The 12,715-nt window shown below is 74.0% G+C and carries 15 protein-coding genes; 11 read left to right on the top strand and 4 right to left on the bottom strand.

Features of this window, described 5'->3' with window-relative positions; genetic code table 11:
- Window positions 1-44: 44 nt before the first annotated feature.
- Window positions 45-299 (bottom strand): hypothetical protein, encoded by a 255-nt coding sequence (locus PSD17_RS12800; protein WP_041760192.1) that lies wholly within the window; start codon window positions 297-299, stop codon window positions 45-47.
- Between the two features lie 233 nt (window positions 300-532).
- Between PSD17_RS12800 and nth the strand changes: the two genes are divergently transcribed.
- The 4 genes from nth (at window position 533) to PSD17_RS12780 (ending at window position 3,940) form a co-directional block, all read left to right on the top strand.
- The gene (gene nth / locus PSD17_RS12795) at window positions 533-1,276 is read left to right on the top strand and encodes an endonuclease III (protein ID WP_445261009.1); all 744 of its coding nucleotides are present in this window, start codon (window positions 533-535) and stop codon (window positions 1,274-1,276) included.
- Between the two features lie 25 nt (window positions 1,277-1,301).
- A complete protein-coding gene (locus PSD17_RS12790; protein ID WP_339122748.1) occupies window positions 1,302-1,955 on the top strand; it encodes a TlpA family protein disulfide reductase in 654 nt (217 codons plus the stop codon).
- Complete coding sequence (locus PSD17_RS12785; protein ID WP_339122747.1) at window positions 1,952-2,650, top strand: NUDIX hydrolase; 699 nt, start codon at window positions 1,952-1,954, stop codon at window positions 2,648-2,650. Before PSD17_RS12790 ends, PSD17_RS12785 begins: the two co-directional genes overlap by 4 nt.
- Before the next feature lie 93 nt (window positions 2,651-2,743).
- Window positions 2,744-3,940 (top strand): MarP family serine protease, encoded by a 1,197-nt coding sequence (locus PSD17_RS12780; protein WP_041763019.1) that lies wholly within the window; start codon window positions 2,744-2,746, stop codon window positions 3,938-3,940.
- A 540-nt stretch (window positions 3,941-4,480) separates the two neighbouring features.
- Here PSD17_RS12780 and PSD17_RS12775 read toward each other — a convergent pair.
- The gene (locus PSD17_RS12775) at window positions 4,481-5,761 is read right to left on the bottom strand and encodes an adenylosuccinate synthase (protein WP_103383724.1); all 1,281 of its coding nucleotides are present in this window, start codon (window positions 5,759-5,761) and stop codon (window positions 4,481-4,483) included.
- A 77-nt stretch (window positions 5,762-5,838) separates the two neighbouring features.
- Between PSD17_RS12775 and PSD17_RS12770 the strand changes: the two genes are divergently transcribed.
- The 7 genes from PSD17_RS12770 to PSD17_RS12740 all read left to right on the top strand — a co-directional run bounded on the left by PSD17_RS12770 (window position 5,839) and on the right by PSD17_RS12740 (window position 11,244).
- On the top strand, window positions 5,839-6,540 hold the full coding sequence (locus tag PSD17_RS12770; RefSeq protein ID WP_339122746.1) for a hypothetical protein: 702 nt from the start codon (window positions 5,839-5,841) through the stop codon (window positions 6,538-6,540).
- A 76-nt stretch (window positions 6,541-6,616) separates the two neighbouring features.
- Window positions 6,617-6,919, top strand: coding sequence for an urease subunit gamma (locus tag PSD17_RS12765; protein ID WP_339122745.1), 303 nt, complete (start codon window positions 6,617-6,619; stop codon window positions 6,917-6,919).
- On the top strand, window positions 6,919-7,296 hold the full coding sequence (locus PSD17_RS12760) for an urease subunit beta (protein WP_013678487.1): 378 nt from the start codon (window positions 6,919-6,921) through the stop codon (window positions 7,294-7,296). The genes PSD17_RS12765 and PSD17_RS12760 overlap by 1 nt, the downstream gene beginning before the upstream one ends.
- On the top strand, window positions 7,293-9,005 hold the full coding sequence (locus PSD17_RS12755; protein WP_339122744.1) for an urease subunit alpha: 1,713 nt from the start codon (window positions 7,293-7,295) through the stop codon (window positions 9,003-9,005). Before PSD17_RS12760 ends, PSD17_RS12755 begins: the two co-directional genes overlap by 4 nt.
- Window positions 9,005-9,688, top strand: coding sequence for an urease accessory protein UreF (locus PSD17_RS12750; RefSeq protein ID WP_339122743.1), 684 nt, complete (start codon window positions 9,005-9,007; stop codon window positions 9,686-9,688). Before PSD17_RS12755 ends, PSD17_RS12750 begins: the two co-directional genes overlap by 1 nt.
- On the top strand, window positions 9,678-10,391 hold the full coding sequence (ureG, locus tag PSD17_RS12745) for an urease accessory protein UreG (RefSeq protein WP_339122742.1): 714 nt from the start codon (window positions 9,678-9,680) through the stop codon (window positions 10,389-10,391). The genes PSD17_RS12750 and ureG overlap by 11 nt, the downstream gene beginning before the upstream one ends.
- Window position 10,392: 1 nt before the next feature.
- Complete coding sequence (locus tag PSD17_RS12740; protein WP_339122741.1) at window positions 10,393-11,244, top strand: urease accessory protein UreD; 852 nt, start codon at window positions 10,393-10,395, stop codon at window positions 11,242-11,244.
- Here the strand turns inward: PSD17_RS12740 and PSD17_RS12735 are convergent.
- Both PSD17_RS12735 and PSD17_RS12730 read right to left on the bottom strand, forming a co-directional pair.
- Window positions 11,208-11,936 carry a lysophospholipid acyltransferase family protein gene (locus PSD17_RS12735; protein WP_339122740.1) on the bottom strand — a complete coding sequence of 243 codons (729 nt, stop codon included), beginning with the start codon at window positions 11,934-11,936 and terminating at the stop codon, window positions 11,208-11,210. The two genes, PSD17_RS12740 and PSD17_RS12735, sit on opposite strands and share 37 nt — an antisense overlap.
- Before the next feature lie 169 nt (window positions 11,937-12,105).
- Entirely contained in the window at window positions 12,106-12,519 is a 414-nt protein-coding gene (locus PSD17_RS12730; protein WP_339122739.1) for a DUF3151 domain-containing protein, read from the bottom strand.
- Window positions 12,520-12,715 lie beyond the last annotated feature (196 nt).

The following is a 12,715-nucleotide window of genomic DNA, read 5'->3' as shown; positions in this document are numbered from 1 at the left end:
TCCACCCGTCCGAGGGGTGGACCCGTACCCACCGGCCTCACGCGTCAAGAGGCGATCTTGCTCTCGGACGCGGGCTTGCGCTTGCCGGGGCGCCGGTTGCGCAGCCGGAAGAGCTCCAGAGCCCGGGCGGTCCCCTGCCGGAACATCGCCCTGACCTCCTCCGGGCGCGGCCGCTCGAGCATCTCGTCGAGCTCGTCCTGGGGCATGGTGGCGTCGCGCAGCCGGGACTCGACGCGCTCCATGCCGAGCGCGAAGAACATCACCAGCAGCGGTACGAGGACGGAAAGCCATGCAGTCATGTCACGGGGGATGATTCCGCACCCGGGACGGTCGGCGCGCACCGGGGGCGGCGAACCGCTGCGGCCGATACTCATTCGTGACCTACTCGGCGAACGGCCACGGCGCGGACACCGGTCGGGGCGTGTCGGTCCGCGCACGTAGTCTCGGGGTCGTGAGCACCCCTGCCCGGACGCTGCCGGATCGGCGCAGCGCGGCACGGCTCGCGGCCCGTGTCGCCGCGGGCGAGAGCTCGATCGGCCGGGCCCGGCGCGTCGGCCGGATCCTGCGCGCGCTGGCCGCCGCCTATCCCGACGCGCACTGCGAGCTCGACTTCACCACGCCCCTCGAGCTGGCCGTCGCCACGGTGCTGTCGGCGCAGACCACCGACGTGCGGGTCAACGAGGTCACGCCGGCCCTGTTCGCGCGCTACCGCACGGCGCTCGACTACGCGCAGGCCGACCGCACGGAGCTGGAGGAGCTGATCCGGCCGACCGGCTTCTACCGCAACAAGACGTCGTCGCTCATCGGGCTCGGGCAGGCGGTCGTCGACAGGTTCGACGGCGAGCTCCCTGCCCGCCTCGAGGACCTGGTCACGTTGCCGGGGATCGGCCGCAAGACGGCCAACGTCGTGCTCGGCAACGCCTTCGGCGTCCCCGGGATCACGGTCGACACGCACTTCGGCCGCCTCGTCCGGCGCTGGGGCTGGACCGACGAGGAGGACCCGGTCAAGGTCGAGCACGCGGTCGGCGCGCTGGTCGCCAAGCGCGACTGGACGATCGTGTCGCACCAGGTGATCTTCCACGGCCGCCGCGTCTGCCACGCGCGCAAACCCGCGTGCGGGGTGTGCACGCTGGCCGTCGACTGTCCGGCGTTCGGCGCGGGACCGACCGATCCCGAGAAGGCCGCGCCGCTGGTCAAGGGCCCGGAGCGCGACCATCTGCTGGCGCTGGCCGGCCTCGGTCCCACCGTGCCCGCGTCGCCGGACGCCTCCGCGTGACCGGCCCGATCCGCAGGCGGGGGCGATGAACCGAGCCGCGCTGCGCGGGCGGCGGGCGGAGATCGTCACGACGGTCGTCGTCGTGGTGCTCGTCGCGCTCGGCGTCGTCGCGCTCTGGCCGGGCGGTTCCTCCGACGGGTCGGCGGGCGGGTCGGGCGCAACGGGCACGGCCGCCACGTCCGACGCCGACGTCACCGCCCTGCAGGCGCGCGCCGCCCTGCCGCCCTGCCCCGCACCGTCCGGGGCCCCGGCCGCGGGGCCGCTGGCCGGGGTGTCCGTGCCCTGTCTCGGCACGGGCGGGACCGTCGACCTCGGCGCAGCCCTCGCGGGCAGGCGCGCGTTGCTCAACGTGTGGGCGTCGTGGTGCGCGCCCTGCCGGGCGGAGCTGCCGGCGCTGGCCGAGTACGCGGCGCGCCCCGGGGCGGTACCGGTGATCGGCATCGACGTCCGCGACCAGCCGGGCCCCGCGCTCACGCTGCTCGCCGACCTGGGGATCAAGCTGCCCTCGGTCGCCGATCCCGACGGGACGCTCGCCGCCGCGCTCTCGCTGCCGCCCGCGGTGCCCGTGAGCTACCTCGTCGACGCCGACGGCACGGTCACCCCCATCCTGCCGCCGGTCCCGTTCACCTCGGCCGACGACGTCGCCGCCGCGGTCGCCCGGCACGGAGCGAAACCGTGAGCGAGGAGCTCTTCCCGGGCCAGGCCCCGGACTGGTTGGCCCCGCTGGTCGAACGCACCCGCGACTTCGACCCCGCCCAGATCGCCGCCCGGCGCGTCCCGCCCGTCGAGGGCGGCCGCCGCGCCGCGGTGCTCGTCCTGTTCGGCGAGGGCCCCGACGGTCCCGACATCCTGCTCGCCGAGCGGTCCGCCCGGCTGCGCAACCACGCCGGCCAGGTGGCGTTCCCGGGCGGGGGCATCGACCCCGGCGACTCCGGGCCCGTGGGCGCCGCGCTGCGCGAGGCCGAGGAGGAGACAGGGCTCGCGGCGTCCGGCGTCGTACCGCTCTCGACGCTGTCGGACCTGTTCGTCCCGCCGTCGGGATTCGTCGTGACGCCGGTACTCGCGCACTGGGCGCGACCGGTCGCGGTGCGGGCCGTCGATCCCGGTGAGACGGCTCGCGTGGCGCGCGTCCCGCTCGCGCAGCTCGCCGATCCCGCCAACCGGATCAGCGTCCGGCATCCCTCGGGCGGGACGGGCCCGGCGTTCCTGGTGCCGGGGCTGTTCGTATGGGGTTTCACCGGGGGCTTATTGTCCGCGCTGTTGCATGCAGGGGGTTGGGAAAGGCCGTGGACCCCGTCGCGCACGCTGAGTCTCGCCGAAGCGCTGGATGCCCGCGGCGACGGATCGACTGGGCGGGAGGTCGCCGGGGGATGACCGGGGTCCTCGCGTGAGCGAGCGTGCGAGCGAACCGTCGACACAGCAGCAGTGCGAAGCGTCGGACCGAGCGGAGCGAGGTACGGCGTGAGCATCAGCTGGGTCGACATCGTCGTCGTGCTGTTGGCGATCGTCGCCGGTGTCTCGGGATGGCGCCACGGGATGGCCGTGGCGTTCCTGTCGTTCGTCGGCGTCCTCGGCGGCGCCATCCTCGGCGTGCGGTTGGCCCCGCTCATCGTCTCCGGGATCACCTCGCAGCACACGCGGGTGATCGTGAGCATCGTCGTCGTCGTGCTGCTCGTGGCGCTCGGGGAGACGACGGGTGTCTTCTTCGGGAGGCGCATCCGCGACCGGATCACCGGCGAGCGCACGCTCAAGGTCGACTCCGCGCTCGGCTCGCTGCTGCAGGCGTTCACCGTCGTCGTGGCGGCGTGGCTGGTCGCGCTCCCGCTGGCGTCGGCGAGCTTCCCCGGGCTGGCGGCGAGTGTACGCAGCTCCGAGGTCTTGCAGTCGGTCGACTCCGTGATGCCCTCCGGCGCCCGCAAGCTCCCCGCCGAGCTGCGCCAGCTGCTCGACGACTCGGGGTTCCCCGACGTCCTCAGCCCCTTCGCGCCGACGCCGATCACCGCCGTCGGCCCGCCCGACTCCGCGCTCGCCCGCAGCCAGGTCGTTCGCGACGTCGCCGGCAGCGTCCTCAAGGTCCGGGGCCGCGCGCCCTCGTGCCAGCGGCAGCTGGAGGGCACGGGCTTCGTCGTCGGCCCGCAGCGGGTCATGACGAACGCGCACGTCGTCGCGGGGACGAACCAGACCTCGGTCGAGGTCCCGTCCCGGGGCGGCCGCACCCGCACTCTCGCCGCGACCGTCGTCTACTACGACCCCGAGGTCGACGTCGCCATCCTGTCCGTGCCCGACCTCGACGCCGATCCGCTGACCTTCACCCCCGACGCGGGTCGGGCCGGCGACGACGCGATCGTGCTCGGCTACCCGCTCGACGGCCCCTACACCGCGACCGCGGCCAAGGTGCGTGACCGCATCCAGCTGCGCGGACCCGACATCTACGACAACGGCACCGTCACCCGAGACGTCTACACGATCCGCGCCGTCGTCCGGTCCGGCAACTCGGGCGGTCCGATGATCACCCCCGGCGGGCAGGTGCTGGGTGTCGTGTTCGGGGCGGCGCTCGACGACTCCGAGACCGGCTTCGTCCTCACCGCCGACCAGGTGTCGGCCGCCCTCAACGCCGCCGACAACCTGACCCGGCGCGCCGACACCGGCACCTGCGCCGCCTGACCGACTCCCCGCGGATCGGCGGGCGGCGTACTGCCGCACGCGTTCGGCAGGGTGATCGCGGTTCGCGGGACGCGAGCGTTGTCCGACGTGCGCGTTCAGACCGGCGTGATCACCAATTGCGGGACATGAGCGCCATTCCCCGGCACGCATGTCCCGCAGGCGACGATCACCCCCGGCCGACCGCCCGGAGCGGCCCCGCGGGGTGATCCCCACTCACGGGACATGAACGCCACATCCAGCGCGCATGTCCCGCAGACGACGATCACCGCCAGGTCGAACGCAGCCCTCCGCGCGCCCCCGACCGACGGACGTGCCCACTGCGGCCCTGACCGCCGGACGCACCCCGGTCAGGACCGCACCCCGCGCGCAACCTCACGGTCGGATTCCCGGCCCAGAACAGCAGTGAGGTTGCGCCCGGAAGTGCGGCCGACGCGGCTCGGCCACGACCCATGCGCGGGCGGCTCACCTGCGTGACGGCTCACCGACCCGGGCGGCTCACCCGCGCGGACCGCTCACCTTTACGGACACAGCGCGGAGGGCTCAGACGTCGCGGGTGATCGTCTCGTCGCGGCCGGGGCCGACGCCGATGGCGCTGACCGGGGCGCCGGTGAGCTCCTCGATGCGACGCACGTAGGCGCGGGCGTTGGCGGGCAGCTCGTCGAAGGTGCGGCAGGCGGAGATGTCCTCGAACCAGCCCGGCAGCTCCTCGTAGATCGGAAGGGCGTGGTGGACGTCGGTCTGGGTCATGGGCATGTCGTCGACCCGCTTGCCGTCGACCTCGTAGGCCACGCAGATCGGCACGGTCTCCAGACCCGACAGGACGTCGAGCTTGGTGAGGAAGTAGTCGGTGATGCCGTTGACCCGCACCGCGTACCGGCCGATGACGGCGTCGAACCAGCCGCAGCGGCGGGGCCGCCCGGTGGTCACGCCCACCTCGCCGCCGACCTTGCGCAGCCGCTCGCCCCACTCGTCGTGCAGCTCGGTCGGGAACGGGCCGGAGCCGACGCGTGTGGTGTAGGCCTTGAGGATCCCGATGACCCGGTCGATCTTGTTCGGCCCGATGCCGGAGCCGACGGCGGCACCGGCCGCGGTCGGGTTCGAGCTGGTGACGAAGGGGTAGGTGCCGTGGTCGACGTCGAGCAGGGTGCCCTGCGAGCCTTCCAGCAGGATCGTCTCGCCCGCCTCGAGCGCCTTGTTCAGCAGCAGGCGCGTGTCGGCGATGCGGTGGCTGAAGCGCTCCCCGCAGCCGAGCACCGTGTCGACGACCTCGTCGACGTCGAGGGCGCGGCGGTTGTAGACCTTGACGAGGATCTGGTTCTTCAGCTCCAGCGCGGCCTCGACCTTCTGCCGCAGGATCTTCTCGTCGAGCACGTCGGCCGCGCGGACGCCGACGCGGGCGACCTTGTCCTGGTAGGCGGGGCCGATGCCGCGGCCCGTCGTACCGATCTTGGCCTTGCCGAGGAAGCGCTCGGTGACTTTGTCGATCGCGATGTGGTACGGCATGATCAGGTGCGCGTCGGCGCTGATCATGAGCCCGCTGGTGTCGACGCCGCGGCCCTCCAGGCCGCTGAGCTCCTCGAGCAGTACCCCGGGGTCGACCACCACCCCGTTGCCGATGACGTTGCGCACCCCCGGCGTCAGGATGCCGGAGGGGATCAGGTGCAGCGCGAAATCCTGCCCGTCGGGCAGGACGACGGTGTGGCCTGCGTTGTTGCCGCCCTGGTAGCGCACCACCCACTGGACCTGGCCGCCGAGGATGTCGGTGGCCTTGCCCTTGCCCTCGTCGCCCCACTGGGCTCCGATCAGCACGATCGCCGGCATGTGAAACTCCAAGTCCTGGACGCGCGGAGCGACCGCGGCGCGCTTTCGCGCCGCGGCGGGGAGGGTAACCGATCAGAGTGAGCACGATCGATTCCTCGGTGATGCTGCTGACCGTCGGGGACGAGGCCACGGGCCGGCGGCTTCCGTTCCACGGTAGTCGCCCGGGCGCACGTCTCGCCCGGGTGCCCGCGGCACTGGCCGCGGTTCCGGCGGTCCGGCTGCCCTCGCGGCCCGGCCGCACCGACCTCGACCCGGTGCTCGACGAGCAGCGCCCGGGGCGGGTCGTCGTCTCCGGGACCGACGCCGACCTCGCGGCGGTGCTGGTGCGCCTGCTGCGCAGGGAGCTGCTCGGGGCGGTCGAGGTCGCGTTCGTGCCGACGACGCGCCGCTCGGCCGCGGCCGCGGCCTGGGGGCTGCCGCGCGACCGGGCGGCGGCCGCGGCGCTGGCCCTCGACGGAACGGCGTCGCCGGTGCCGCTGATCCGCGACGACGCGGGGGGCGTGCTCGTCGGCCGCGGCGAGGTGCGCAACCTGCGCGGCGAGGCCTACTGCGACAACACGCTCGTCGTCAGGGGGTCGGTGCGCAGGCTGCTGGCCGCGCCCGGTCCGCAGGGCGTGTCGTCGCTGGCGGGGCGCGGGGTCCGGGCGGCGACGGGCCGCGCGCTGCAGATCGGCTGCGTGGGGGCGCGGGTCGTCGTGAACGGGGTGGAGCATCCGCGCGAGGTGCCGCGCTGGACGTGGTACCGGCACACCGAGGACTGGTTGCTCGTCCGCCCGTGACGCCGCGACCCGTTGCAGCGCATGGCGAAACACGTTCGGAACATGCGAGTAACACCCCGAACGTAGAACTGTCCGCATGCACCTGAGCCCCCAGGAGCGGGACAAGCTGCTCGTCCACGTCGCCGCCGACGTCGCACGCACCCGCCGAGCCCGTGGCCTCCGGATGAACCATCCCGAGGCCATCGCGTTGATCACCGACCACGTGCTGGAGGGCGCCCGCGACGGCCGGACCGTCAGCGAGCTGATGGCCAGCGGCCGCGAGGTCCTCGGCCGCGCCGACGTGCTGGACGGGGTCGGCGAGATGATCGACTCGGTCCAGGTCGAGGCCACGTTCCCGGACGGCACGAAGCTCGTCACCGTGCACAGCCCGATCGTCTGATGGCGGGCGGAGGCGCCGCCGCGGGCGGCTGGGCCCCGGGACAGGTCATTCCCGGTGACGAGCCCGTGGAGCTCAATCCGGGCCGGGAACGCACGACGCTCGTCGTCACCAACACCGGTGACCGGCCCGTGCAGGTCGGCTCCCACTTCCACTTCGCGGCCGTCAACCCCGGGCTGGCGTTCGACCGTGCGGCCGCCTGGGGCACCCGGCTCGACGTGCCTGCGGGCACGTCGGTGCGGTTCGAGCCGGGCGTCGAGAAGGAGGTCGTCCTGGTGCCGCTGGCCGGCGCCCGCCGGGTGTCCGGGCTGCGCGCCGAGTACGCCGGAGCCCTGGACGAGCGCACCGCGGAGCCCACCGAGAGGAACTACGGCGCATGACGGCCATCGACCGGGCCCGCTATGCAGACCTGTTCGGCCCGACGACGGGCGACCGCATCCGGCTGGCCGACACGAACCTGCTGATCGAGGTGACCGAGGACCGCAGCCGTGGGCCGGCCTCGGGCGACGAGGTGATCTTCGGCGGCGGCAAGGTCATCCGCGAGTCCATGGGTCAGTCCACGGTGACCTCGGCCGAGGGCGCCCCCGACCTGGTCATCACCGGCGCGGTGGTCCTGGACCACTGGGGCGTCGTCAAGGCGGACGTCGGCATCACCGACGGGCGCATCACCGGGATCGGCAAGGCGGGCAACCCGGACACCATGGACGGCGTGGACTTCCCCATCGGGCCGTCCACGGAGATCATCGCCGGGAACGGCAAGATCCTCACCGCGGGTGGGATCGACGTCCACGTCCACTTCATCACTCCGGGGCTCGTCGACACCGCGCTCGCCGCGGGGCTCACGACGCTGGGCGGCGGCGGCACCGGGCCCGCCGAGGGCACGAAGGCCACGACCGTCACGCCCGGGCCGCGCAACCTCGCGCGGATGTTCCAGGCGCTCGACCACCTGCCGGTCAACGTCCTGCTGATGGGCAAGGGCAACACGACCAGCACCGACGCGCTCTGGGAGCAGCTGCGGGCGGGCGCGGGCGGGTTCAAGCTGCACGAGGACTGGGGGACGACCCCGGCGGCGATCGACGCGTGCCTGCGCGTCGCGGACGCGTCCGGCGTACAGGTCGCCATCCACACCGACACCCTCAACGAGGCCGGTTTCCTGGAGTCGACGGTCGAGGCGATCGCCGGCCGCTCGATCAACGCGTTCCACACCGAGGGCGCCGGCGGCGGGCACGCGCCGGACATCATCGAGGTCGTCGGGACGGGGAACATCCTGCCCAGCTCGACGAACCCGACCCGGCCGCACACCGTCAACACGCTCGACGAGCACCTCGACATGCTGATGGTCTGCCACCACCTCAACCCGTCGGTACCCGAGGACCTGGCGTTCGCCGAGAGCCGCATCAGGCCGACGACGATCGCCGCCGAGGACGTGCTGCACGACATCGGCGCGATCTCGATGATGAGCTCGGACTCGCAGGCCATGGGCCGCATCGGCGAGGTCGTCATCCGCACCTGGCAGACCGCGCACGTCATGAAGGCGGCCCGCGGCGCGCTGCCCGGCGACGGGCAGGCCGACAACCTGCGGGCGCGGCGCTACGTCGCGAAGTACACGATCAACCCGGCGATCGCGCACGGCATGGGCGAGGAGATCGGGTCGGTCGAGGTCGGCAAGCTCGCCGACCTCGTGCTGTGGGACCCGAAGTTCTTCGGCATCCGCCCCGACCTCGTGCTCAAGGGCGGGTTCATCGCGTGGGCCGCGATGGGCGACGCCAACGCGTCGATCCCGACCCCGCAGCCGGTGCTGGCCCGGCCGATGTTCGGCGCGGCACCGGCGGTCGCGGCGGCGACGAGCCTGAACTTCGTCGCCCCCGCGGCGCTGGAGGCGCAGTCGCTGGAGTCGCTCGGCCTCGCGAAGCCGGCCGCGCCGGTCGCGGACACCCGGTCGGTGACCAAGGCCCACATGCTGCTCAACGACGCGACCCCCTCGGTGAAGGTCGATCCCGACTCCTTCGAGGTGCGGATCGACGGCGACGTCGTCGAGCCCGCCCCGGTGTCCGAGCTGCCGATGGCCCAGCGCTACTTCCTGTTCTGATGCCCACCCTCACCACGCTCGTCCTGTCCGACGCCCGGTTCCCCGGCGGCGGCCACGTGCACTCCGGCGGCCTGGAGGAGGCCGTGGCCCGCGCGCTGGTCACCGGGGTCGGCGATCTCGGCACGTTCCTGCACGGGAGGCTGCGCACCGCGGGTCTCGTCGCCGCCTCCTTCGCCGCGGCGGCGGCGGTCGCCGCGGGCTCCGCGGAGCCGTGCTGGGCGGCGCTGGACGCCGAGCTCGACGCGCGCACCCCGTCGGCGGCGCAACGCGACGCGTCGCGCGCGCAGGGTCGCGGCACGCTGCGCGCCGCCCGCGCGTCGTGGCCGTCCCCGGTCCTCGACGCGCTGGTGGCGGCGCATCCGCGGCCGCACCATCCGCTGCTCGTCGGGGCGGTCGTCGGGATCGCGGGCGGCGACCCCGTCGAGGCCGCGCAGTGCGTCGCGTACCTGGCCGTGAGCGGACCGGCCTCGGCCGCCGTCCGGCTGCTCGGCCTCGACCCGATCGCCGTCAACGCCGCGATCGTCGCGATGGCGCCGACCGTCGACGAGGTGGTCGCGCTCGCCGTCGCGGCGGCGGACCGGGCGCCCGCCGACCTCCCCGCACCCGGGGCCCCGATGCTCGACCTCCTGGCCCAGTCCCACGTCCGCCACCACCGAGAGCAGGTGCGTCTCTTTGCGTCCTGAGGACCACGTCGGCCACGGCCACGGTCACCTGGTGACCTACGACCCGACCGAGACCGAGCCCGACCACCACGACACCCCGCCCACCCACGGCCGGGCGGTCCGGATCGGGATCGGCGGACCGGTCGGCAGCGGCAAGACCGCGCTGGTCGCGGCGTTGGCGCGCAGCCTGGCCGACCGGGTCCGGCTCGCCGTCGTCACCAACGACATCTACACGACCGAGGACGCCGACTTCCTGCGCCGCAACGCCGTGCTGCCGCCCGACCGCGTCGAGGCCGTCCAGACCGGCTGCTGCCCGCACACCGCCATCCGCGACGACATCACCGCGAACCTCGACGCCGTCGAGAAGCTCGAGGAGCGGTTCGGCGACCTCGACCTCGTGCTCGTCGAGTCCGGCGGCGACAACCTCACCGCCGTGTTCAGCCGGGGTCTGGTCGACCGGCAGATCTTCGTCGTCGACGTCGCGGGCGGCGACAAGGTGCCGCGCAAGGGCGGGCCGGGCGTCACGACCGCCGACCTGCTCGTCATCAACAAGATCGACCTGGCACCGCTCGTCGGCGCGGACCTCGGCGTCATGACCTCGGATGCGCACCGGATGCGCGGCGAGCTGCCGGTCATCGCCCAGTCGCTCGTTCACGACCCGGGGGCCACCGACGTCGGCGAGTGGGTGCTCGCGCAGGTCGGCGCCGTCCGCGCGGCGGCCTGAGGTGCGCGCCCGCGCCGTGCTCGCGGTCGAGCGGGACACCGGTGGCCGGTGCGTGGTGCGCGAGCTGCGGTCGGAGTCGCCGCTGTCGCTGGTGCCGCGCCGCGGCGTCGCCGGCGCCCTCGACACCGGGGTGACCGTCCACCTCGTCGGGTCCGCGACCACCCCGCTCGCGGGCGACGACGTGGAGCTCGACGTCCGCGTCGGGCCCGGGGCGGCGCTGGTGCTCACCGGCGTCGCCGCGGCCGTCGCGCTGCCCGGGGCCGGCCGGGCGAGCACCCTGACCGTCCGCGTCGAGCTCGACGACGGGGCCTGCCTGCAGTACCTGCCGGAGCCGACGGTCGTGACCTCCCGCGCCGACCACCGCACGCTGCTGCACGCGACGCTGCACCCGACGGCACGGCTGCGCGCCAGGGAGGTGCTCGTCGGGGGGCGCAGCGGCGAGCCGTCGGGACGCTACGCCGGGACGACGCGGGTGGTCGAACGTGCGCGTCCGGCTCCGGGCACGACGTCGGACCGGGTGCTGCTGCACCAGACGCAGGAGCTCGGCGACGCCGGGCTCACCGCCTCGTCCGCGTACCTCGGCGGACGTCGCGTGCTGGCGACCGAGGTGCTCGTGTGGGGCGACGACTCGGCGGACGGCGCCGTCGGCGACGACTGGTCCCTGACGTCGCTACGGGGCCGCGGCAGCCTCGCCACGGCCGTCGGGCACGACGCCGTCGGCGCGCAGCGGGCGCTCGCCGAGGCGGTCGCGGCCCACCCGGGCTGGACGTCGACGGTGCTGGCCGGCGCCGAGCGGGCACGCCCGGCCCCACCGCCTCACGCGGCGGCGGACGAGTCCGGGCGGCGGTGGTAGGAGTCGACGTACTCCTGGCCGGTGAGCTGGGCGATCGCGTCCATCACCTCGTCGGTCACGGCGCGCCGGATGGCCGGCGAGTTCTCGAGACCCTCGTAGCGCGAGAAGTCGAGAGGCGTGCCGAACCGGACGGTGACGGGCTTGATGCGCGGCACCTTCGCCCCGACGGGCTGCACCTTCTCGGTGCCCACCAGGCCGACCGGGACGACCACCGCGCCGGTGGTGAGCGCGAGCGTCGCGACGCCGGTGTGCCCGCGGTGCAGGCGGCCGTCGAGCGAGCGCGTGCCCTCCGGGTAGATGCCGAACGCGCCGCCCGCCTCGAGGACGGTGCGGCCCGCGTCGAGCGCGGCGAGCCCGGCCTTGGCGTTGCCGCGGTCGACCGGGACGTAGCCCAGCGCCGAGAGGAACCGCGCGCCGACGCGGCTCTTGAGACTGCGACCGGTGAAGTACTCGGCCTTGGCCAGGAACGCGACCGGGCGCGGCGTGACCAGCGGGATCACGGCTGTGTCGACGGCGGCGCGGTGATTGGACGCGAAGATCACCGGGCCGGTCGTCGGGACGCCGTCGGCGCCCTCGACACGCGGCCTCCAGAGCAGTAGAGCGAGCGGACGAATGACCCACCTGACTAGGAACTGCACTGCTGCTCGACCTCTCCCCAAGAGTCGACCGTTCCGGCGCCCCCCGCCGCCCATCATTCTCTCCCACCCATTGTGACCGCCAGGTCACCGGAGTGGAACGGCGCCGCGACGCCGCGAGGACGTTCCGACGCGGAACGCCCGTCCGGGGTGTCCCGGTTCCCGCGCCGGGCCACCCGGCCGACGGCACGGCCCCGACCGGGGGCGGCCCGCCTGCCTCCGACGCTCAGGAGAGGCCGAGCTCGCCCGGGGCGGCCGGGTCGGAGTCGGCCAGGAACGTGCGGCAGCGCTCGACCTCGTCGGTCTCACCGATCGCCTCGGCCGCCCGCAGCAGCGCGGCCAGGGCCCGCAGGAACCCGCGGTTGGGCTCGTGCGACCACGGGATCGGACCGAAACCCTTCCAGCCGTTGCGCCGCAGCTGGTCGAGGCCGCGGTGGTAGCCGGTGCGGGCGTAGGCGTAGGCCGTGACCGGCTCGCCGGACGCGAGCGCGTCCTCGGCCAGCGTCGCCCACGCGATCATGGACGCGGGATGCGCGGCGGCGACCGCCTTGGCATCCGTACCGCCCGCCAGCTCCGCCGCAGCCGGGTCGACGGGCAGCCGCGTGGGCTCGGGGCCGAGCAGGTTCCCGTGCAGACTCATCGCACGCCCTCGCCGGGACTCGGGCGGCGCTGCGCGCACGCGCTGTGCCGATGATTCGCTCGCTGACGCTCACTCATGGCGCCAATCCTGCCCCGAGCCCGCAGGCGGCCCTCAGCGCAGGGTGCGCCCGGCGGACTTCAGCGTCTGGCAGGCCTCGACGACGCGGTCGGTCATCGACTGCTCGGCCTTCTTCAGG

This window comes from Pseudonocardia sp. D17 (assembly GCF_036984265.1).
Classification (GTDB): Bacteria; Actinomycetota; Actinomycetes; order Mycobacteriales; family Pseudonocardiaceae; genus Pseudonocardia; species Pseudonocardia benzenivorans.
This window is presented reverse-complemented; position numbering and strand designations above follow the sequence as displayed.